Here is a 22,481-nt window from a genome sequence, read left to right as displayed (position 1 = left end):
AAATTTAAATTTATAAATAATAAATTGCATTTTAAATGTATATAAATGAAGAATCAAATAATCAAAAAAGGATAATTAAATTTATGAAATTAATAACATTAGGAATTTCGGGTAGACATGCACATTTATCTCAAAAAACATTAGATATTTTATTTGGAACTCCAAATTATAAATTAACTTTTTTCAAAGATTTAAAACAAAAAGGACAATATGCTTCTGAAGAAAAAATTGATATCATGAGTTCATCAGGACAAATTTTAAAAAATGTTCGCATTTTAGGTCCAGTTAGAAATTTAGATCAAATAGAAATAAGCCAAAGTGATAATTTAAGATGTAAATTTGAAGCTCCTGTGAGATCTTCAGGTGATATTAAAAATTCAGCTTCAGCTACTTTAATAGGGCCGAAAGGCAAAGTTGAAATTAAAGAAGGAGTGATTATTGCTGATAGACATATTCATTTTTCATTAGAAGAAGCTAATGAATTTAATGTTTTTGATAAACAAGTAGTAAATATTGAAATCGACGGAATTAAATCAGGTATTTTGGGTAATGTTTTATGTCGTGTAGATAAAAATTTTTCTTTAGAATGTCATTTAGATACTGATGATGCTAGTGCTTTTTTATTAAAAACAGGTGATAAAGCAAAATTAATTAATCCTAAAATAATTTAATTATTATTTATTATTAAAAATCTAAATTTTTTATAATTTCAAAAAAATAAAGTAATATATAATAAAATGAATCTTTGGAAAGAAATTTTATTGAAATGTTAAATAATATTTATGAATTATAATAAACCAGAAGAATTAAAAAAACCTGAAGTTTTTAGTGATTCTATTTATGGATATATATACATCAATTATCTTTTTTTAAAAAAATTAATTGATACTAGTCCTATGCAAAGACTAAGAAGAATAAAACAATTAAGTTTTGTACATATGATTTTTGGTTGCGCCGAACAATCACGTTTTAATCATAGTTTAGGGGTTTATGAATTAGCTAGAAGATTTTTAGAAATAAATAATAATATTTTGATAAATATATTTGACCATAGAACTAAAATGCTTTTATTAACTTCAGCTTTATTACATGATATAGGACATGGTTCTTATTCTCATACTTTTGAAATTATTTTTAAAACAAACCACGAAAAACAAAGTGCCAAAATAATTTTGGAACACAAGGAAATCAATAATATTTTAAATAAAATAGATCTTAATTTTAAAAATGATGTTGCTTCTATCATAAACAAAGAAGGTAAATTTAAATTAATTGAACAACTTTTATCTAGTCAATTAGATTTTGATCGTTTAGATTATTTAAGAAGAGATGCCTTTTTTACAGGAGTAAGTTATGGATATATTGATTCTGATCTTTTAATCAGAAGTATGGAAATAGATAAAAAAAACAACAACATCGTTTTTAAAAAAAGCAGTATAACTTCTATAGAAAATTACTTAATCAATCGTTATCATATGTATTGCAGAGTGTATTATCATACTAAAGTAATAGGTTTTTCAGTTATTTTAGAACAAATTTTTAAAAGAATTGATTTTTTATTTAAAAACAAATATAAATTTCAATGTTCAGATGTTATTTCGATTTTAGAAAAATTTATAAATAAACCTGATGATATTTATAATTATTTAAATATTGATGATTTCTATATGCATGTTTTAATTTTTTATTTAAAAACAGAAAAAGATAATATTTTAATTAATTTATGCAATGATTTTTTAAATCGTAACATTTGGTCTTATTTAGATATTAACAAAGAAAATCAACAAAAAATTCAAGAAATTAAAAATCATTATAAAATCGATGAAGTAAATTATTATACTTATGATGATAAAAAAATTACATCGATTATTTATAAAGAAAATAAAAATAATATTGGCGATAATATTCTAATTTACAAAGATTTTAAACAACAAAACACTACTACTTTAAGCAAGGAATCCCCCATCATTAATTTATTAAGTAGACGTTTGCAAGATAAAAATTTACAAAAAACAGATTCAAAATTTTTTTATAGAAAATATAAAAATGAATAAAAACAAACATATATTCAAAAAAAAATACGGACAAAATTTTTTAAATGATATTAATTTATTAAAAATGATCGTTAAAGCAGCTGATATAGAAAATAAAAATGTTGTAGAAATTGGACCAGGCAAAGGTGTTTTAACTCGTTTGATATTAAATAAAGCTAAAAAAATTTTAGCTTATGAAATTGATCAAGATTTAAAATTTTTTTTAAATTTTGAGAATAATCCAAAAATTAATATTATTTATGATAATTTTTTATCACGTAATTTAGAAGCAGATTTTGAAAAATACTTCCCTAAAGAAGAAATAGTTTTGATAGGTAATTTGCCTTATTATATCACGACTCCTCTTTTATTTAAAATTTTATTTTTGCCTCAAATAAAAACTTTTACTATTATGATCCAAAAAGAAGTAGGATTAAGGATTTTATCCAACGAAAAAAACAAAAATTATAATGCTTTAAGTGTTTTTATAAAATCTTTAACTCGTGTGACTAAAATTAAAATAATAAAAAAAAATATGTTTTTCCCTCAACCTAAAGTAGATGGTATTGTTTTAAAATTTGATAAATTTGAATTAGATGAAAAAGATAAAATATTTTTGGAAAAAATGTTTTATCCCTTTATTAAAGCGGCTTTTAAACAAAAAAGAAAATTTTTAATCAATAATTTAAGTCAAAATTTTCATATTTGTAAGAAAGAAATTTCAATGTTTTTTCAAAAAAATAACATTTCATTAAATATTAGAGCAGAAGAAATAGATATTGACAAATTCAAAGAAATAACTTCTCTTTTTTTTTATTTTTTTAATTTAAACAAAATAAATATAATAAATAAAGAAAAAACAAATTAAAATTATATTTTTTAATAATTATGTTAATATAATTTATAGTAATTAAAATTAATGATTTTTAATTCAAATATAAATAAAAAAAGTAAATACTAATAAGGAATATATTTAAAATGGAAATAACTTGTGTAAGAACAAATTTATTATATACTAGCAAAAACAAATTGAAAGCCATTGCATCTATTATATTCAACAATTGTTTTGTGGTTCGCAATATTAAAGTAATGGAAGGAGAAAAAGGTCTTTTTATTGCAATGCCAAGTACAAAAAATTCTAAAGGTGTTTATGTAGATATTGCTCATCCTATAAAACAAGAAACAAGAAAAATGATTGAAGAGAATATTAAAAAAACTTTTCAAAATATGGTCGATAAAGAAGAAAATAAAATGGAAATAAAAACACATCAAAATATAGACATCACAAATAATTTTCGAGTAACAGATGTTAAAGTAAATTTACATCTAAATAGTAAAACTAGATTAAGAGCCAAAGCTTCTATTAAAATAAATAATTGTTTTGTGATTCATGGTATTAAAATTATTGAAGGAGAAAGAAGTCTTTTTATTGCAATGCCAAGTACAAAAAATTCTAAAGGTGTTTATGTAGATATCGCTCATCCTATAAAACAAGAAACAAGACAAATGATTGAAACAGAATGTAAAAAAGTTTTTCAAGAAATGATGAATAATAAAGATAATAAGGCAAACGAAAAAGCAAAAAATACAAACAATCGCAATGATGAAAATGATAATTCAAAAATAGAAAACATAATTGATAATAATAATGAAAATTCAAATGAAAATAATGTTAATAACTGTTAATAACTAAAAAAATTTATAAAAACATAATTATTTGAAATAAATTTCAAAAAATACAAGATTATTTATTGCACAAAATCATTAATCTTTAGAAAGATACTTTTATATCTTATGAATAATAATTCCAAAGAAAAAGAAAGCGAAAATCCAAAAAAATTTATTTATTTATTTTTTGTTGGTTTATTAATTTATTTTGTAATTTTTATACCTATTAATTTTGTTCCCAATTTAATTTCTGATAACAATAATATTACGAATTATATAAAAAAATTTTTAACATTTTTTATTTTATTTTTCACTGGATATTCAGTTATTAAAGAAGGTTTAATTGAAACTTATAAAAATACTAAAAAAAATAAAAAATTAACTCCAAATGTACATATTTTAATGATTTTAGCTGCTGTTGGTTCTTTATACCAGGAAAATTATAATGAAGCTGTTTTATTAATTATTATTTTCGGAGGAGCTCATTTTTTAGAAGAATACGTTGAAGAAAAAAATCAAAAAGAAATAAAAAAACTTTTAGATATAAAACCTAAAAAAGCTAAATTATTACAAAAAAATAATGATTTTAAATTAGTTGATGTTTGTGATTTAAAAATAGGCGATAAAGTAATGATTTTAAACGGAGAACAAATACCTTCTGATGGCATTATTATATCTGGAAATTCTTCTATAGATGAATCAACAATCACAGGTGAAAGTATGCCTTTAGATAAAACAGTAGGAGATAAAGTTTTTGGTAGTAATATAAATTTAACCAATACTCTAATAATAGAAATTACTACAACCGAAGATAAAACTATTTTTTCTAAAATAATTAAATTAACTCAACAAATTCAAGAAAATGTTTCTAAAAAAGCATCTTTTATTCAAAAATTAGAACCTTTATATGTTAAAGCAGTTCTTTTAATTACTTTTTTTTTCGTAATTATAACACAATTAATATATATAGTATTACAACACTATGATAATTCAAATTTTGCTTATTTGTCTCAACACTTAGAATTTTCCAAAATTTTTTACAAAAGTATGGTATTTTTAACTGTATCTTCTCCTTGTGCTTTAGCTGTTGCTGATATTCCCGCTACTCTTTCAGCTATTTCGAATTTAGCACAAAAAGGAATTTTATTAAAAAATGGTCAATCATTAAGTGTTTTATCTAATGTAGAAACTATTGTTTTTGATAAAACAGGTACTTTAACAAAAGGAAAAATCAAAGTTCAAGAAATTTTTTTTAAATCTAATATTTCCGACGAAACAAAAAATGAATATTTAAATATTTTATGGACAATCGAAAAAAATTCGAATCATCCAATAGCTTTTGCAATACAGAAACACTTAAAAGAAAAATTAAATTTAAACTTTAATTTAAAACTAAAAACTCTTAATTTAATCGGAATCGGAATTGAAGCTACAGATGAAAAAAATAATTTATATAAAGTAGCTAAATATAATATTTTTGATAAAGTCCCTTTAGAAATAGAAAAAAAAACTCAAGAATTTTTAAAAAAAGGGAATACAGTTGTTTATTTAAGTCATAATAATGAAATTATTATGTCAATTGCTATAATTGATATAATTAGAACAGAAGCCAAAGAGCTAATTGAATATTTTAATAATAAAAAAATAAATACAGTAATGTTAACAGGTGACAATGAAACAGTAGCAGAAGATATATCTTCTAAGTTAAATTTGAATTATTTTTTATCTAATTGTTTACCAGAAACCAAATTTCAATATATTGAAAAAATAAAAAAACAAAATCATATTGTAGCTATGGTAGGGGACGGAATAAATGATTCACCAGCTTTAGCTAACTCAGATGTTTCCATAACTTTACAAGAAGGAAGTGATGCCGTTATAGACATTGCAGATATTATTTTAATAAAAAATGATTTAAAAAAAATAGTATACGCTCATAAAATATCTTATAAGTTAAATAAAATAATATGGCAAAATATTGTATTTGCTTTTTTAATTATAGTAATATTTTCTTTAATTAATTTTATTTGGAAAATATCATTACCTATAGCGGTTATCGCTCACGAAGGTAGTACTTTATTAGTTATTTTTAATTGTTTAAGATTAAGAAACAACATTAAATAAAAAAACTATTTCACGAAATAGTTTTTTTATTTATTTTAATATGACTTTTTTAATAGAATAAAAAATTAGAATATTTTAAAAATTAAATCCAATAAATATCTAAAATAATTTTTTATAAAAATTATTTTAGATATTTATTCAGGCATATTTATATAAATTTTATGATAAATAAATATTTTGAAAAGCATCTTTCATAAAAGATATTTTTATTAATATAAATTAAAAAACTTTTTTCAAGTAAAATAATTATATATAGTTTATATTATAAAAACTCATTAATTTTAAATAAAAAAATATCAATTCTTTGAAAAAATAATAATAAATATATTTATAAATTCACAAAAGGTAAAGACAAAAATGAAAGTAGGAATCGTGGGATTACCTAATGTTGGGAAATCAACTTTATTTAATGCAATAACAAATATGAAAGTATTAGAAGCTAATTATCCTTTCGCTACTATACAACCTAACGTTGGTATTGTGTCCGTTCAAGATGAACGTTTAAATTTTTTAGCTAATCTTTTTCAATCTCAAAAAATTATAAAAACACAAATTGAATTTATAGATATAGCTGGTTTAGTCAAAAATGCATCTAAAGGAGAAGGATTAGGAAATCAATTTTTAAATCATATTAGAGATGTAGATGCTATTTGTCATGTAGTTAAATGTTTTGATGATCCAAATATTATTCATGTTAATGATAAAGTAGATCCTGTCGATGAAAGTATCACAATAGAAACAGAATTAATTTTATCTGATTTAGAACAAATTGAAAAACGTTTATCTAAAATAAATAGACAAAAAAAAAATTTGTTAAATAAAGAAACACTAAAAGAAGAAGATTTATTAAAAAAAATAAAATCTAATTTAGAACAAGACAATAATATATCTCAATTAAATTTAAACAGTCAAGAATTAAAAATAATTAAAAATTTTAATTTATTATCTTTGAAACCTATGATTTATATTGGTAATTTTAAAGAAAAAGATTTATCAGATTTAACAAATAATTCATTTTTTCAAAAAATGTCAAAACATGCTCAAAAAAAAGAAAGAGAATTTATTCCGGTTTGTATTTTATTAGAAAAAGAATTATCTATTTTGAATAAAAAAGAAAAAGAAAATTTTTTATCAATGTATAATTTAAAAAATAGTGCTTTACAAGAAATTATTAAAAAAAGTTATAAACTCTTAGGATTACAAACTTATTTTACAACAGGAAAAACAGAAACAAAAGCTTGGTCTTTTTATAAAGGGATGACAGCTCCTGAATGTGGAGGCATAATTCATAGTGATTTTCAAAAAGGTTTTATCAAAGCAGAAATTTTTAATTTTAAAGATTTAATACAAAATAAAAATTTTGTTAAAATAAAAGAAAACGGTAAATTAAGATTAGAAGGAAAAAATTATTTAGTTCAAGATGGAGATATTATTACTTTTTACTTTAATGTGTCTAAACAAAATAAAATGAAATAAAATAATTAAAATTTTTTTATTATAAAAAAATGGAGAATAATATTATGACAAATATAAATTATAAAAATACATTGTCAATGCCTTCTACAAAATTTCCGATGAAAGGTAATTTAAGCCAAAAAGAAATTGAAATAGAACAAAAATGGGAAGATATTCAATTATATGATAAAGTTTTAAAAAAGAACAAAAATAACCTTTGTTTTTTTTTGCATGATGGGCCGCCTTATGCCAACGGCAATATTCACATTGGACATGCTTTAAATAAAATTTTAAAAGATTTTATATTACGTTTCAAAACAATGCAAGGGTTTAACGCTCCTTATATTCCTGGGTGGGATTGTCATGGACTACCTATTGAATCAGTTGTATTAAAAAAATTTTCTAAAAATCAATTAACTTCTAAAAAAAATTTTTTAAATAAATGCGAAGAAATAGCTTTAAAATTTGTAGAAAAACAAAAAACAAATTTTAAAAGATTAGGTATATTAGGACAATGGGAGAAACCTTATTTAACTTTAAATAATACTTTTGTAGCTGATCAAATCCGTATTTTTAGTAAAATGATTGCTAAAAAATTAATCTTTAAAAAATTAAAGCCTATTTATTGGTCTCCTTTTTTACAATCTGTTTTAGCTGAATCAGAAATAGAATATAAAAATCATCAATCTTTATCTATTTTTGTTCTGTTTCCTCTTTTAAACATAAACTTAAAAGAAAATATATTTAAAAATACGTCTTTATTAGTTTGGACCACAACACCTTGGACTTTGCCGGCTAATACAGCTGTTTGTTTACACCCAGACAAAAATTATTGTTTAATTCAAATAAACGATAAAAAAAAATATATCTTAGGTACTTCGGTTTTAGATAAATTAAAAGTAAAATTTAATTGGGAAAAAATAAAAATTATTAAAAATTTTAAAGGAATTTTGTTACAAAACTGTTTTTATCAAAATGAATTATTTAAGCAAAAAAGACAAATTATTTTAGATAGTTTTGTTTCAGATACAGAAGGAACTGGATTAGTTCATATCGCTCCAGGACATGGTTATGATGATTTTATATTAAGTGAAAAATATAATTTAGATATATTATTGAGCGTTGATCAAAAAGGTTTAATGACTGAAATTGCTGGTAAATATAAAGGTTTATTTTACGAAAAAGCTAACCATATGATTGTATCAGATTTAAAAGAAAAAAAACTCATACTACATTCTGAAATATTCAATCATTCTTATCCTCATGATGAAAGAACTAAAAAACCAATTATTTATTTAGCTATCCCGCAATGGTTTTTAAATATTAAAAAAATTAAAAAACAAATTTTATCAGAAATTGAACAAATAAAATGGATTCCTCAATGGGGTCAAATTAAAATGCATAATATGATAAAAGATAGACAAGATTGGGTTATTAGTAGACAAAGAATTTGGGGAGTACCAATTCCTATTTTTTATACAGAAAATAATACACCTATTTTAGATGAATTTGTAATCCAAAATGTAGCTGATTTAATTGAAAAAAATGGTAAAGAAATTTGGTTTGAATGGGAACCTTCAAAATTATTACCTCATAATTATACAAATCCACAAAGTCCTAATAATATTTTTAAAAAAGAAATGGATATTATGGATGTTTGGTTTGATTCCGGCACTTCTTATAGCACCTTTAAAAAGTTATACAAAAATTTGGAATCTGCAGATGTCTATTTAGAAGGTGCGGATCAATATCGTGGTTGGTTTAATTCTTCTTTAATTACTTCTATAGCGGCTTTTAATGAAAAACCTTATAAAACAATTATTACTCATGGTTTTGTTTTAGATGGTAAAGGTCAAAAAATGAGTAAATCATTGAATAATGTTATCGATCCTTTACAAATTATAAAACAAAAAGGTGCGGATATTCTAAGATTATGGATCGCTCATATCAACTATAATATAGATGTGAAATTAAATGATAATATATTGAAACAAATAGAAGAAAAATATAAAAAAATAAGAAATACTTTTCGTTTTATGTTAGGTAATTTAAATAATTTTGACCCTTCGAAAGAATGTTATATTCCTATTGAGAAAAGACCTATATTCCATCAATTATTTATATTAGAATTTCAAAATATTTTTTTACAAATAATAGATTTTTACGAAAATTATAATTTTGAAAAAATTATGAGCTTATTATATCCTTTTATTTCAAATAAAATGAGCGCTTTTTATTTAGATTTTAGTAAAGATATTTTATACATTGAAAAAGAAAATAATTGGGAAAAAAATGTAATTAAATCCAATATATACGATCTTTTAATGTCTTTTTTGAAAATTTTAACTCCTATAATCCCTCATACTACTGCCGAAGTATATCAAAATTTATCATTTTCCGAAAAAGAAGACATTTATTTAGAATCAATTCCTCAAAAAAAAGAACTAAAAAATTGGATCACTAATTATTATCAAAAACAACAATTAGATGCAAAACAAAATCATTATAAATTATTTTTTATTTTAAGAGAACAAATTTTAAAACAATTAGAAGAAGCGAGACAAAATAAAATTATAACTGCTTCTTTACAAGCTAAATTAATTTTACATTTACCACAAGAATACATCCAAACAATAAATTCTTTAGAAATTAAAAACAAATTGCATCAATTATTAATTGTGTCTCAAATACAAATAATCGAACATAAATCTTTAAATATTAAGGTTTTGCCAGCAACAGGTAATGCTTGTCCTAGATGTTGGAATATCATAGAAAATAAAGATTTAAACAAATTATGTGATCGTTGTTTAAAAATACTTTGAACAATAAAATATATAATCAAATCATTAGAATATAGGTGCATTATAAAAATATTATAATATGATAAAACAAATATCAAATAATTACGTAAATAATAATAAATTTTTAACTAAAAAAAATATTAAAACAATAATCATTTCTTTCTTTTTACTTCTATTATATGTTTTATTAGATGTTGTATTTATAAGTGGAGATTATAATATTCAGTTATACACAACAGGAATTCACGGTCTTTGTGATGCTATAGCTAAAATTTTAATGCAAACCAATGATGAATGGAAAAATAATCCATCTTTTAATGGTTGGTTTGTTGCTATTCTTTTTGGTTTAATTAATTTATTATTATTTATCTTCATTGCTTTCCCGAAATTAGATTTCAAATTTAGTATAAATTCTTTAATAAATACAATTTTTTTTGTTCTTTTATTCTTTATATTGACTCCTTTAATAAATAAACCAAATGGTTCTTTAAATTTTTTCAAAAATTGTTTTGGCTTAATAAAACCAAATAGTGGTTTCAGATTAACCTTTATCAGAGTTCTAATTGTTGGTTTTTTTTCAGGATTAATTACTAGTTCTTGCATTAAAATAGGTAGTTCAAGCGGAGGAATAGATATTATAGCTAAATATTTATCTATTTATAAACAAAAAAGTATATCTTTATATATTAATATATTAAATTATTCTATAGCTATATTTTCAGTTCTTTTTGTTTATCTATATAAAAACGAATTTAATTTAGATTCTTTAATCTTAACTTGCGTTAAATTAATAATAAATTCTTGTGTTATATATTTTGTATTAGACAAATTAGATTCTAATAAAAAAATTTTTTAGAATAATATTTTTTTAATATTAAAGAAAGTTTCAAGATCAAAATGAAAAATATTTTGTTAGAATTTGAAGCATATATTAAGCATGAACTTTTATTATCATCAAACACTGTTCAAGCTTATTTAAATGATATATCACAATATTTCCATTTTATAACTACTAATTTAAATATCCAAAAACCTAATCAAATAACAAAAAAAGATATTTCATTGTTTTTAGAACACATGAATAATATACAAAAAATTAGTAGTAGAAGTTTAGCTAGAAAAATTATTGTTATTAAAAAATTTCATTCTTTTTTATTTTTAGAAAAAAAAGTAAACCAGGATGTAACTCTTGTTTTAAAAATACCTAAAATAGAAAAAAAATTACCTTTAGTCTTATCTTTAGAAGAAATTTATATCTTTTTAGAATGCATAGATAATAAAAATACTTTCATTTCGTTAAGAAATAAAGCTTTTTTCGAATTAATGTATAGTTCAGGTTTAAGAATATCAGAAATTTTAAACCTAACTTTATCCAAATTAAATTTACAACAATCTTATATCATTGTTAAAGGTAAAGGTTCTAAAGAAAGAATTGTTCCTATAACCCAATATTCTACAAAAAAATTAAAAAAATATTTCAAAAAAGGACGTCCATCCTTATTAAAACAAAAAACAAATGATTTTGTTTTCTTAAACCAAAAAGGAGAACGTTTATCACGACAAGGTTGTTATAAAATTTTCAAACAAATAACTAAAAAAGCTAATTTAAGAAAAGAATGTTCGCTACATACATTAAGACATTCTTTTGCAACTCATTTATTGGAAAATGGAATGGATTTAAGAACTTTACAAAATATTTTAGGTCATGAAGATATTACTACTACTCAAATTTATACTCATATTAGTCAAAAATATTTGAAAAAAACATATTTTAAATATCATCCTAGAGCAAACATAAAATAATGCATAAAAAAGGGGATTATAAAAATAATGCATTCTTTAAATTTATTTATATATAATCAAGAATTTTTTTTAGAAAAAGAAAAAAATAATTTAAAGAATTTGTGCAAACAAAAAAATTATCACTTTTTATTTTATTCTATTAAAATAAATAATTATATAGAAATAGCACAAAGTATAGCAAAAGAATTATACACTAGTTCTTTTTTTTATGATAAAAAAATACTTTTTATAGAAAATCTTTCTTTATTAATGCAAAAAAAAAATATAAATTTAAATTTTTTATTAAATTTTTTTGAAAAACCACAAGAAAATATTATTCTTTATTTAGTAGAAGAAAAAGATAATAATTTTACGTCTGATATACAAGAACAAATATATAAAAATTTCCATATTTACAAAAAAAATAAACTATCTTACAAAGATTTATTTAAATATACTAAAGAACAATTCACAAATGACGGTTTTATAATAAATTCGGAAATTGTATATTTTATAATACATACAATCAAAAATAATTTATTTTTATTAAAAGAAGAAATTCAAAAAATTAAATTATATTATTTATCTACCCAAACAAAAGAAATTAAAAATTTGGAAATCATTAAAAAATTAATATTTTATCATCAAGATGAAAATATATTTTCATTTATTAAATCAGTTCTTAATGATAATAACATCAATAAAAAAAATATTCATCTATTATGCGAAAATTTGATAAATAAAAAAAAAGATCCTGTTTTGCTTATTTATCAAATTTTAAATAAATTACAAGGAATGCTTTTAATAAAACATTTAATAATAGAAAATAAAAAAGAAAATGAAATAAGTAATATTTTACAATATCCTATAGAAAAAACCTTTTTTTTAATAAAAGAAATTAAACTATTGCCTCTAAATAAAATAGAAAATTTATTTTTAATATTCTTTGATTTATATTACAAATTTAAAAAAGAAATTATAAAAAACGAAAACAATTTAAAATATCTTTTAATAAATACAATTTTTAATTTATAATTTTATTTATCTTTGCAAACGAAATACAACCTTCTCTCACCAAAGTCAAATTAAATAAAGTAGCATCAATAACAGTAGAACTTAAATTAATAGTAGGAATTGGGTTATTAGGATAAATATAATCAACTTTATGTTTGAATTGTTTTATAATCTCTAAATAATTATTTAAAGGAGGTTCACCGCTTTTATTGACAGAAGTAGTTTTTAAAGGACCTTTTATTTTTAAAATTTCCAAAGCCAAAGGATGATTAGGAATTCTAATTCCTATTTTTTTTTCATTAGTTCTATCAAAATATTTTTTTTTACTAAAAACAATAATAGTTAATGGGCCGGGCCAAAAATAAGAAATTAATTTTTTAATCTTTTCATCTATAATAGCTATTTCTTCTATTTGTTCCAAAGAAGAACATAAAATACTAATAGGTTTATTAAAATCTCTTTGTTTAATATTATAAATAGTTTTTAAACTTTCTTTATCATATATTGAACAACCTAAACCATAAACCGTATCTGTAGGAAAAATAATAATTTTGTGTTTTAACATATATTTATATTTTTATTTGTTCTTTCAAATTTTGTTTATTAAATTCTTCTTTTAAAGGTTCTATAATTAAATCTATTCTGCCTTCCATGAAAAAATCTAATTTTTGTAAAGTTAAATTTATACGATGATCAGTAATTCTATTTTGAGCATAATTATAAGTTCTTATTTTAGAACTACGATCTCCTTTGCTAATTAAATTTTTTTTAATTTCATTTTGTTGTTTTTGTTTTTCAGATATTATTTTATTATATACCTTGTTTTTTAATAATTGAAAAGCTTTTTCTTTATTTTGATGTTGACTTTTAGCTATCTGACAAGCTACACTATCGCCTGTAGGAATATAAGTTAAACGAACTGCTGATTTAGTAGTATTAACTGATTGTCCTCCTGGACCACTTGAATTAAACGTATCTACTCGAATATCATTCCAATTTAAATCTATCTTAGTCTCTTCTAATACAGAAGATACTAAAATCTTAACTGTAGAAGTATGAACTCTTCCTCTTTTTTCTGTCTCAGGAACTCTTTGAACTCTATGTATTCCTGATTCATATTGTAAAAAAGAATAAACATCATCGCCATAAATCATCATTTCTACTGCAAAAATACCACTTTTAACACCAGAAACTAAATTAATAATATCTATCTTCCATTTTTTACTTTCAGCATATTTAATATAGGCACGAAATAAATCAGCTACAAAAAGATTAGATTCACTTCCTCCAGCTGCTGCTTTAATTTCCATTAAAACATTTTTGTTTTTATCTTCATCTTTAGTAAATAGTTTTTTTTGCAATTTATCTAATTTTTCTTGAATTTGAGTATCTAAAATCTTTTTTTCTTCCTGAAATAATAAAACAAATTCATTTTCATTTTGTGAGTTTTGTAAATTATTTTGTGTAATTAATTTTTTAAGATTTTCCTTTTCTTTTATTAAATTAAGGTATTCATCATAAACAGAAACAATTTTTTTTAATTCATTTATTTGTTTTAATAATTCTATATTATTTAAATTTTTCGTATCAGATAATATTTTTTTTTGTAAATTTAAATATTTTTGTTTTATTATTTCGAGTTTTTCTAGCATTTTATATCATAAATTCCTTTTTTTATTAAAAAAATACAAATGTTTTTTAATTTTATTCTATTTCAAAAAAAGAAAGGCAATTTAAATTAAAATTAAATTTTTTAATTCCTACAGATCCTTGTCTATTTTTAGAAATAATTAATTCTGTATAACCTAAATCTGATAATTCTGTTTTCATATCTTTATTATAATAATTAGGACGATATAAAAACATAACAATATCGGCATCTTGTTCGATACTTCCGGAATCTCTTAAATCAGATAAAATAGGTCTTTTATCTTCTCTTTTTTCTACTTCACGTGATAACTGTGATAAAGCCAAAACAGGAATTTTTAATTCACGAGCCATTTGTTTTAAACTTTTAGAAATATCAGCTATTTCTTCTTGACGATTAAAAAAATTTTTAAAATTAGGTTTATTAACTTTTCCGATTAATTGTAAATAATCAATAATAACAAAATCTAATTTATTTTGGTTTTTCATTTTACGACATTGAGCGCGAATATCTAATATATTAGCACTTGCAGAATCATTGAAAAAAATATTTAAATTTTGTAAATTTTGAGAATTTACCTTTAATAAATTTATTTCTTGCTCATTTAAAAGTCCTAATTGAATTTTTTTATGAAAAATTTGACTTTCAGAACTTAACATTCTAGAACCTAATTGTTCATTAGACATTTCTAAACTAAAAATAACAACAAAAGCTTTTTGATTTTTTTTAGCTATATTAATCGCAAGATTAGACATAAAACTACTTTTACCCATAGAAGGTCTTGCTGCTAAAATTATAAGTTCTTCTGGTTTTAATCCCAAAGTGATATCATCTAAATTATGATAACCAGTACTTAAACCAATAATTTTATTTTCTCTTTTGTTATAAATAGTTTTATGTTCAATTTCTTTTAATAATTGTTTTATTTCAACAAGATTACTTGTTTTTTTCTTTTTAGAAATTTGAAAAATTTTTTCTTCTGTAATATTTAAATAATGTTGAAAATCAATATTCTGATTGCTAATTCCCTCATTATAAATTTCCGATGCAGTAGTAATTATTTCTCTTTTAAGAGAGGCATCGCGCACAAAATCAATATAAGTATCCAAATGATATATAGACGGAATATTGTTACTTAATTGAAATAAATATTTGGCACCGTCTCCTATTTTTTGCTTTTTTTGTTCTAAAATTTTCAATACCGACAAATAATCAATATCTTTGTTCTCTTTAAACAAAGTTTTCATAGCTTCATAAATATATTGATGTTCAATATTAAAAAAATCTTCTGTTTCTAATCTATCTATCGTAGACAAAATTTTTTTAGGATCTAATAAAATAATACCTAAAATAGCTTGTTCTGCATCTAGATAAAAAGGTAATTTTATATTTTGTTCACTCATTATTAATAAATTTCATCCAATAAATTTTATAAAATAATTCAAGAAATATTATTTCTTGTCTAGATCTTTAATATTTATAATAAAAGAAGCAATAATATCTTTTGTTAAAAAAACATTTGCTTTGTATTTTCCTAAAGAATTAATTTCGCTTTCTAAAACAAGTTTCTTTTTATTAATTAATATATTATATTTATTATGAAATTCATCCACAATTTGTTGTAAAGTTATTTTACCATACATTTTACCTTGTGGACCTATATTAACTATTATATCAATTTGTTTATCATCAATATCTTTTTTTACTTGTTGCATTAATAAATTATGTTTTTTGTGAGCTTCTTCTTGTAATATTTGTTCTTTTTTTATTTGTTTAATATTTTGTTCAGTAGCTAAAAGTGCTTTTTTTTCTTTAATTAAAAAATTACCGTAACCATATTTAATTTCGATAATATCATTTTTTTTGCCTCTATTTTTGACATCTTCTAATAAAATAATTTTCATATTTTTTAAACTTTCTTTATATTCTAAAGATAATATATTTTTTAATTGAGAAATTATATCATCTAAACTATCACTTTCTATTTGGGTAGCTGCACTATTAATATGTCCACCGCCTCCCATTTGTTCCATAATTATTTGAACATTTATTTCGCTATAAGAACGTGCGCTTATACCTATTTTATTATCTTGTAATTTGGAAACTGTAAAAGCAGCATCTACACTTTGAATATTTAAAACATATTCAGAAATTTTAGCTAAAAAAGAACGATCATTACATATCTTATTATTTCTAATAATAGCGAATTTTCCCATATAAAGTTCCATTTTAGCAATTAATTCATTCATTTCTAAAATTTTATTTAATTCTTCTCTTAACCAAAATTTCACTTTCGCAACATCAGCGCCTAAAGAAAGTAATTTAGCTGCCGCTTCCAAAGTTCTTGAACTAGTACGAGCAGTAAAATAATTTGTATCTATAACCATTCCACCATAAATCAAACTAGCTTCTAAAGGAGTTATTTCAATAGAATATTTAAAAAAACTAATAAATTCAGTTAAAATTTCAACAGTTGAAGAAGCCATAGAATTGACATAAGAAAAAATATTATTAATAGTATTTTCTGTTGCTCTATGATGATCTAAAATAATTACATTAGAAGTTAATTTTAATAATTCCGGACTATTAACGATATCTAAACTTTGAGTATCAACAATAACTAAAAGTGAATTTTCATTTATCATTTTTATTGCTTGCGATGTTTTTATAATCTGTTTAGCTAAATGTTTTTCTTCTTGAAATAAATCTTGATAAATAAATTTAAAATTAGCATCTGTCTTGTCTTCGTCAATAATTAAATAATGTTTATAATTTGTGTTAATAGATGAAGCTATTTTATAAAAAAGTATCATAGAACCTAAAGAATCTAAATCAGGATGAATATGACCCATAATAAAACAATTTTGATGTTTCAAAATCAAATCTTCAATTATTTCAGAATTAATTCGAGCTGATATTTTAGAATCAGTGCCCAAAGAAGTAGTTGTTGCTCCAAAATATAATATTTTTTTATTTTCTACATTAACAACTGCTTGATCTCCACCTCTTTTTTGAGCTAATTCTAAAGCATTTTGAGCGTAATTAGAAATTTTATTATAAGGTAAATTATAACAAGCAACTCCTATAGAAAGAGTAATTTTTAATTTATATTTATTCGATATATCACGAACTGTTTTTAAAATGGAAAATTTATCCTTAATTATATTTTCCAATTGATAATAATTTAATAAAACTAAAAATTTATCATCCGATAATTGTTTTAAATAACTTTCATAAATTTCAAAAAAATCTGATAAAGCACTTAAATACTCTACTTTAATTTGAGATTGTTCTGACAAATCTAATTTTTTAAATGAATTATCTAAATTATCAAAAGATACAAAAATTAAAGTAGGAGTTTTTTGATTATAAATTTCTTTTATTTGTTCTCTTTCGGTAACATTAAAAAGATAAAAAACATTAAATTCTTTTTTATATAAACAATCAAAAACTTCTTCTCCTATATGTAAAACAACTTTATTATTTGAAGATTCTAATAATTCAAACATAGAAGAATTAACGTCTTTTAAATAAGCATCTAAATCAGGTTTTTTTAAAATATTATTAGCATAATTATTAATCCATTGAATTTTATGAAAAACATTATCGACTAAAACAATGCCGATTGGTAATTCGTTAAAAACTTCCTCACCTACTTGATTAATATAATAAGATAAGTTAGCCCATAAATTTAATCGATTCTTTAATCTTTTAATTTCAACTAAATGATAAAAATTATAATATAAACAAAGCAAAACAAGAAAAATAACTATTTTTCCTAAAATACTAACTAATAAATTTATTAAAGCTGAACGTATTTCATATAAAGCTTGATCAGGACTATTACAAATTTTTGTTATATTATCTTTATCAAATTTAAAAGTATATATAAAAAAAATAATTAAAAAAAGAATTAATATACTCTTTTTATAATTAAAAATTTTTGATCGATTTTTTTTATACATAAACTTTACAAAAACTCGTTTCTTATACTAATTTTTTATTTTATTATTTCGGTCCATCGAAATATTTCCTGTATAAAAATAAATTAAATATTTTAATAATCTATTTTCAATAAAATATAATAAAAAGAAAACAAGCAATATTGAATAAAAAATGCTTGTTTTTTTATTTATTTAATTAAAGCCATAATACGAGCTAATTTAATGGCTTTAGATAAACGTTTTTGCCATTTAACTGAAATTTTATTAAATCTACTTGGTAAAATTTTGCCTCTATCAGTAATAAAACGACTTAATAAATTTACATCTTTAAAATCAATTCTAGTAAATTTATTTTCAGTAAAAAAACATACTTTAGGACGTTTTTTATAAAATTTTTTGCGTTTATTCATTTTTATATATTTTTATATACCTTTCATTTATATATTCAAACTTAATTATATATTCCGAATTTAAAAAGGTAATTCTTCTTCATTATCTATAACTAATTTTTTATTTTGTGTATGATGTTCGTCAACATTCATGTTGTTATGATCTTTATTAGGATAATAATCATTATTATTATTTGATGAATTGTTTTTATTTGATAAAAATTGAATCGAATCACATTTTACTTCCGTAAAAAATTGTTTTTGATTATTATTTTCATAACTTGTAACTCTAATACTACCTTCAACGCCTAAAAGAGCCCCTTTTAATACATACTTAGATAAATTTTCTGCTTGTTTATACCATACTGAACAACGAATAAAATCAACTTCTTTAACTCCAGATTTATTAGTAAAATTTCTATTTACTGCCAAAGTAAAATTCACTAAAGGAATATCGCCTTGAATAAAACGTAATTCAGGATCCTTAGTGATACGACCTACTAAAATAACTCTATTTATCATTATTTTATTTTTTATCCAATCTTAATATAACATAACGAATAATTTCTTCTGTAATATTAGCAATTCGATTGAATTCTGTAACCATATCATTATTAGCCTTTACTAATACATTATTATAAAAACCTTGAGTAAACTTTTGAACAGGATAAGCTAATGTTTTTAATTCTGTGTTTTGATATTCTAATTTATTATCTTCTTTTTCAAAAATACTATTAATTTTATTTTTAATTTCATCTACTTGTTTTTCGTTTAAAGTAGGTTTTAAAATATATAATATTTCATATTTTCTCATTTTTTTCAAAATTCTCCTTATGGTCTTTTGTTCTTATTTTTATAAAATAAGAAAAGGAATTAAAATTATTTTTTAAATCCTAAATTTGTTTTATTTTAAAAAATATTTTTTCATTTAAAATAAATCTCATTTTATTATACTAAATTTATTAACTTTAATTTACAAATTAAATTCAATAAATTAAGTATAAAATTTGTTAATAAAATATTTAATCGAATAAATAATTAAATAATGTCAATAATACATATAAATTTTAACAAATCACAGAAATAATATCAATTAAACTGAAAAAATATATGTTTGCTATAAAAATAAATCATTTAATGACTAAAATACGTTATTTTTATGTTACAATTTTATATAGTATTGTTGTATTATTAATGAAATTATAAATAAAAATAAATTATCAAATGATTTTTAAAATATCAACTATATCCAATAAATTTGTTTCCTTTTTTTCATGATTATTTCAACAAAATTTTAATTTTTGATTTTAAAATTGATCTATATTAAAATCAAAATAGATTAATTTTAATTAACTCGAATATCTCTCAAATATTTCATTTTTTTAAAATTCATAATTCTTTTTAATAATTTCATTAAATCATAAAAAATCATTTTATTTATTAAAATTTTCTTCAAACTTTTATTTAAAAATAAATTTTTATTCAATAAAACAATAAACTGAAAAATTAAATAAAATAAAATAGAAACAAGGAAGAGGGTGTAATATGAAACATAATAAAAATGAAAATTTTATCCTTTTTTTATTTATATTTTTAATATTCCTCATGTTAATTTTAAGCTTCGCAACAAATTTATACATTCCAATGCTAAATAATTTTTTAGAACTATCTAAAATTTCTATAAGTTTTATATTATTAATATTTAGCGTTTATTTTTTAGTTTTACCTGGTAAATTTATCATAGGTGGTTTAGAAAGTAATTTAATTTTTTTAGATAAAATTTTTTTTTATGATAAAAAAAAACAAAAACAAAAATATTTTTTTAGCAAAAACAACAATATTATTATTATTAGAATTTTAATTTTAATATTTGCTTTAGTTGTATACTTAAAAGATTCAACACAACTTAATTTATTTTTATCATCAATAATATTCAGTCTTCTTTTTGCTTTTATTCTAAAAATATTTAATTTGTTCAAAATAAAACAAAATTCTATTATTAAAAAATTTCCTCAATTTATTAAAAATAATATTTTTTATAGATTATTATTATCTTCTTTAATAACTGGTTTTACTGTCGGCATAAGTTGTGGTAATATTTTAAAAAAAGAACTGAGTACAGGTGGTACTGATGTTATTTTTGTATTTTTAACATCGACATCAATTTGTTGTGGAATAGAATTATCTGCAATGTTATTAATAGTAGATGGTTTAACTATTTTATTATCTTTTTTAATGGATTTAATAAGAAAAAAGAAAAATAAAAACAAAATTATAATAAAATATTTTTTTTCTATCTTAACATTTTTTATAGCTCTTGGTATTATTCATTTATTAACAAAACAAAATAATAAAATAATTTAATAAAAAAATATTTACTTCAAATAAATTTAAAGAGAAAAAAATATGATTATATCTAAAGAAAATATAAAATTTAAAAAATTAAAAAAACTTTTATTAAAAAAATACCGCAACTTATATCAAGAATTTTTAGTTTTTGGGGAACATTTAGTTGAAGAAGCTCAAAAAAAAAATGTAATTTTAAAAATATATACAATTGATCCATCTAAACCAGGAACTTTAATTTCCCATAATTTAATGAAAGAATTAAATACAAACAAAACTCTTTATCCTGTGTGTGCTCTTTGTAAAATAAATTCTCAACCCTTAAAAAGTGATAAAATTTTAATTTGGGACGATATTCAAGATCCAAGTAATGCAGGTGTTTTATTAAGAAGTGCTTGTGCTTTTGGTTTTCGACATATTTTTATTAGTCCCAAATCAGTCGATTTTTATAATGAAAAAACTATAAGATCAAGTCAAGGAGCTATATTTCATTTATTTTTAGAAAGAGGCAATATAATAAATTTTTTGTTATCAGCTAAAAAAGATAATTATACTATTTTTAGTGCCTCTGTAAATAAAAAAAATATAAACTTAGAAAAATCTTCTTTTTTAAAATCCCAAAGTAAAAAAATTTTAATTTTAGGAAACGAAGGATTAGGTATTTCAGAAATAGTTCAAAAACATTCTGACTATTTTGTACATATTGATATAGAAAATATAGAAAGTTTAAATGTTGGAGTAGCAGGAAGTATTTTAATGCATCTTTTAAAATAAAAAAATTATATTCATTATCTTATTTATTGAAATATAATAAATTATATTTTTTTTATATCATAAAATTGACAATTTTATTCAATATTTAATAACTATTATTAATAATAGTTATTTTTCTTATCGCCTTAAAAATTACAATTAAATTTTTAATTTTATAATTTTTTTCAATATATAAATTATATATTTTTAAGTAAAATATATTTTTTTATAAAATGCTTTTAAAGTATTAAATTTTTTAAATACATTTTTTTGAATATTTATCATGATTTAATATCAATGTATAACAAAAAAAATATTTCAAAAAACAAATCAATAAATCAAAACTACATTTTATAACAACCTAGAATTCAATAAAGTCATTAATTTATTAAAAAAAGATCCAATAAATTGATCTTTTTTTATTTCAATAAAAACATAAAGAAAAATTAAATATTTAAAAAATTTTATCAATATTTTTAAATTATTTTATACTTCGTTTTTTTATACAAAAATCATGAAAAAAA

At 20.7% G+C, this 22,481-nt stretch carries 19 protein-coding genes; 12 read left to right on the top strand and 7 right to left on the bottom strand.

The genetic code is table 11. The annotated features are described in order from the left end of the window. The first annotated feature begins 83 nt into the window (after positions 1 to 83). The 10 genes from pduL to holA all read left to right on the top strand — a co-directional run bounded on the left by pduL (position 84) and on the right by holA (position 12,898). Positions 84 to 671, top strand: coding sequence for a phosphate propanoyltransferase (gene pduL / locus M8044_RS00100; RefSeq protein WP_273585040.1), 588 nt, complete (start codon positions 84 to 86; stop codon positions 669 to 671). A 111-nt stretch (positions 672 to 782) separates the two neighbouring features. Beyond that, complete coding sequence (locus M8044_RS00095) at positions 783 to 2,054, top strand: HD domain-containing protein (protein ID WP_273585039.1); 1,272 nt, start codon at positions 783 to 785, stop codon at positions 2,052 to 2,054. Further along, on the top strand, positions 2,047 to 2,901 hold the full coding sequence (gene rsmA, locus M8044_RS00090) for a 16S rRNA (adenine(1518)-N(6)/adenine(1519)-N(6))-dimethyltransferase RsmA (protein WP_273585038.1): 855 nt from the start codon (positions 2,047 to 2,049) through the stop codon (positions 2,899 to 2,901). The genes M8044_RS00095 and rsmA overlap by 8 nt, the downstream gene beginning before the upstream one ends. Before the next feature lie 110 nt (positions 2,902 to 3,011). Next, positions 3,012 to 3,719, top strand: a complete 708-nt coding sequence (locus tag M8044_RS02600) for a SpoVG family protein (RefSeq protein WP_425306201.1) — start codon at positions 3,012 to 3,014, stop codon at positions 3,717 to 3,719. Positions 3,720 to 3,827: 108 nt separating this feature from the next. Beyond that, complete coding sequence (locus M8044_RS00075; protein ID WP_273585037.1) at positions 3,828 to 5,825, top strand: heavy metal translocating P-type ATPase; 1,998 nt, start codon at positions 3,828 to 3,830, stop codon at positions 5,823 to 5,825. Positions 5,826 to 6,182: 357 nt separating this feature from the next. Next, entirely contained in the window at positions 6,183 to 7,301 is a 1,119-nt protein-coding gene (gene ychF, locus M8044_RS00070; RefSeq protein ID WP_273585036.1) for a redox-regulated ATPase YchF, read from the top strand. Positions 7,302 to 7,345: 44 nt separating this feature from the next. After that, a complete protein-coding gene (gene ileS / locus M8044_RS00065) occupies positions 7,346 to 10,102 on the top strand; it encodes an isoleucine--tRNA ligase (RefSeq protein ID WP_273585035.1) in 2,757 nt (918 codons plus the stop codon). A 58-nt stretch (positions 10,103 to 10,160) separates the two neighbouring features. Then, the gene (locus tag M8044_RS00060) at positions 10,161 to 10,937 is read left to right on the top strand and encodes a YitT family protein (protein ID WP_273585034.1); all 777 of its coding nucleotides are present in this window, start codon (positions 10,161 to 10,163) and stop codon (positions 10,935 to 10,937) included. 41 nt (positions 10,938 to 10,978) lie between these two features. After that, entirely contained in the window at positions 10,979 to 11,884 is a 906-nt protein-coding gene (locus M8044_RS00055) for a tyrosine recombinase (RefSeq protein ID WP_273585033.1), read from the top strand. A 27-nt stretch (positions 11,885 to 11,911) separates the two neighbouring features. Then, positions 11,912 to 12,898, top strand: a complete 987-nt coding sequence (gene holA, locus M8044_RS00050) for a DNA polymerase III subunit delta (protein ID WP_273585032.1) — start codon at positions 11,912 to 11,914, stop codon at positions 12,896 to 12,898. On the opposite strand, the gene M8044_RS00045 is transcribed toward holA, so the two are convergent. The 7 genes from M8044_RS00045 to rpsF form a co-directional block, all read right to left on the bottom strand. Continuing rightward, the gene (locus tag M8044_RS00045) at positions 12,888 to 13,442 is read right to left on the bottom strand and encodes an L-threonylcarbamoyladenylate synthase (protein ID WP_273585031.1); all 555 of its coding nucleotides are present in this window, start codon (positions 13,440 to 13,442) and stop codon (positions 12,888 to 12,890) included. The genes holA and M8044_RS00045 overlap by 11 nt on opposite strands. Positions 13,443 to 13,446: 4 nt before the next feature. Next, positions 13,447 to 14,529 (bottom strand): peptide chain release factor 1, encoded by a 1,083-nt coding sequence (locus tag M8044_RS00040; protein WP_273585030.1) that lies wholly within the window; start codon positions 14,527 to 14,529, stop codon positions 13,447 to 13,449. Between the two features lie 52 nt (positions 14,530 to 14,581). Then, a complete protein-coding gene (gene dnaB, locus M8044_RS00035; RefSeq protein WP_273585029.1) occupies positions 14,582 to 15,928 on the bottom strand; it encodes a replicative DNA helicase in 1,347 nt (448 codons plus the stop codon). A 48-nt stretch (positions 15,929 to 15,976) separates the two neighbouring features. Next, on the bottom strand, positions 15,977 to 18,490 hold the full coding sequence (gene rplI, locus M8044_RS00030; RefSeq protein ID WP_273585028.1) for a 50S ribosomal protein L9: 2,514 nt from the start codon (positions 18,488 to 18,490) through the stop codon (positions 15,977 to 15,979). 167 nt (positions 18,491 to 18,657) lie between these two features. After that, positions 18,658 to 18,885 (bottom strand): 30S ribosomal protein S18, encoded by a 228-nt coding sequence (gene rpsR / locus M8044_RS00025; protein ID WP_323805911.1) that lies wholly within the window; start codon positions 18,883 to 18,885, stop codon positions 18,658 to 18,660. Positions 18,886 to 18,939: 54 nt separating this feature from the next. After that, positions 18,940 to 19,380, bottom strand: coding sequence for a single-stranded DNA-binding protein (locus tag M8044_RS00020; RefSeq protein WP_273585026.1), 441 nt, complete (start codon positions 19,378 to 19,380; stop codon positions 18,940 to 18,942). Positions 19,381 to 19,384: 4 nt separating this feature from the next. After that, positions 19,385 to 19,672: a 30S ribosomal protein S6 gene (rpsF, locus tag M8044_RS00015; protein WP_273585093.1), complete on the bottom strand. Its 288-nt coding sequence runs from the start codon at positions 19,670 to 19,672 to the stop codon at positions 19,385 to 19,387. A 731-nt stretch (positions 19,673 to 20,403) separates the two neighbouring features. On the opposite strand from rpsF, the gene M8044_RS00010 reads away from it, so the two are divergent. Together M8044_RS00010 and M8044_RS00005 are read left to right on the top strand one after the other, a co-directional pair. After that, entirely contained in the window at positions 20,404 to 21,222 is an 819-nt protein-coding gene (locus M8044_RS00010) for a YitT family protein (protein ID WP_273585025.1), read from the top strand. A 42-nt stretch (positions 21,223 to 21,264) separates the two neighbouring features. Next, the gene (locus M8044_RS00005) at positions 21,265 to 21,978 is read left to right on the top strand and encodes a TrmH family RNA methyltransferase (RefSeq protein WP_273585024.1); all 714 of its coding nucleotides are present in this window, start codon (positions 21,265 to 21,267) and stop codon (positions 21,976 to 21,978) included. Positions 21,979 to 22,481: the final 503 nt, after the last annotated feature.

Source organism: Columbia Basin potato purple top phytoplasma, from assembly GCF_028595955.1.
In the GTDB taxonomy this organism is placed as follows: Bacteria; Bacillota_I; Bacilli_A; order Acholeplasmatales; family Acholeplasmataceae; genus Phytoplasma.
Note: the sequence above shows the minus strand (reverse complement) of the source record. Positions and strands in the feature narration are given on the sequence as shown.

Coding starts and splice junctions, on each gene's coding strand:
- pduL (WP_273585040.1), top strand. CDS start 84: ATGAAATTAATAACATTAGGAATTTCGGGTAGACATGCACATTTATCT.
- M8044_RS00095 (WP_273585039.1), top strand. CDS start 783: ATGAATTATAATAAACCAGAAGAATTAAAAAAACCTGAAGTTTTTAGT.
- rsmA (WP_273585038.1), top strand. CDS start 2,047: ATGAATAAAAACAAACATATATTCAAAAAAAAATACGGACAAAATTTT.
- M8044_RS02600 (WP_425306201.1), top strand. CDS start 3,012: ATGGAAATAACTTGTGTAAGAACAAATTTATTATATACTAGCAAAAAC.
- M8044_RS00075 (WP_273585037.1), top strand. CDS start 3,828: ATGAATAATAATTCCAAAGAAAAAGAAAGCGAAAATCCAAAAAAATTT.
- ychF (WP_273585036.1), top strand. CDS start 6,183: ATGAAAGTAGGAATCGTGGGATTACCTAATGTTGGGAAATCAACTTTA.
- ileS (WP_273585035.1), top strand. CDS start 7,346: ATGACAAATATAAATTATAAAAATACATTGTCAATGCCTTCTACAAAA.
- M8044_RS00060 (WP_273585034.1), top strand. CDS start 10,161: ATGATAAAACAAATATCAAATAATTACGTAAATAATAATAAATTTTTA.
- M8044_RS00055 (WP_273585033.1), top strand. CDS start 10,979: ATGAAAAATATTTTGTTAGAATTTGAAGCATATATTAAGCATGAACTT.
- holA (WP_273585032.1), top strand. CDS start 11,912: ATGCATTCTTTAAATTTATTTATATATAATCAAGAATTTTTTTTAGAA.
- M8044_RS00045 (WP_273585031.1), bottom strand. CDS start 13,442: ATGTTAAAACACAAAATTATTATTTTTCCTACAGATACGGTTTATGGT.
- M8044_RS00040 (WP_273585030.1), bottom strand. CDS start 14,529: ATGCTAGAAAAACTCGAAATAATAAAACAAAAATATTTAAATTTACAA.
- dnaB (WP_273585029.1), bottom strand. CDS start 15,928: ATGAGTGAACAAAATATAAAATTACCTTTTTATCTAGATGCAGAACAA.
- rplI (WP_273585028.1), bottom strand. CDS start 18,490: ATGTATAAAAAAAATCGATCAAAAATTTTTAATTATAAAAAGAGTATA.
- M8044_RS00020 (WP_273585026.1), bottom strand. CDS start 19,380: ATGATAAATAGAGTTATTTTAGTAGGTCGTATCACTAAGGATCCTGAA.
- rpsF (WP_273585093.1), bottom strand. CDS start 19,672: ATGAGAAAATATGAAATATTATATATTTTAAAACCTACTTTAAACGAA.
- M8044_RS00010 (WP_273585025.1), top strand. CDS start 20,404: ATGAAACATAATAAAAATGAAAATTTTATCCTTTTTTTATTTATATTT.
- M8044_RS00005 (WP_273585024.1), top strand. CDS start 21,265: ATGATTATATCTAAAGAAAATATAAAATTTAAAAAATTAAAAAAACTT.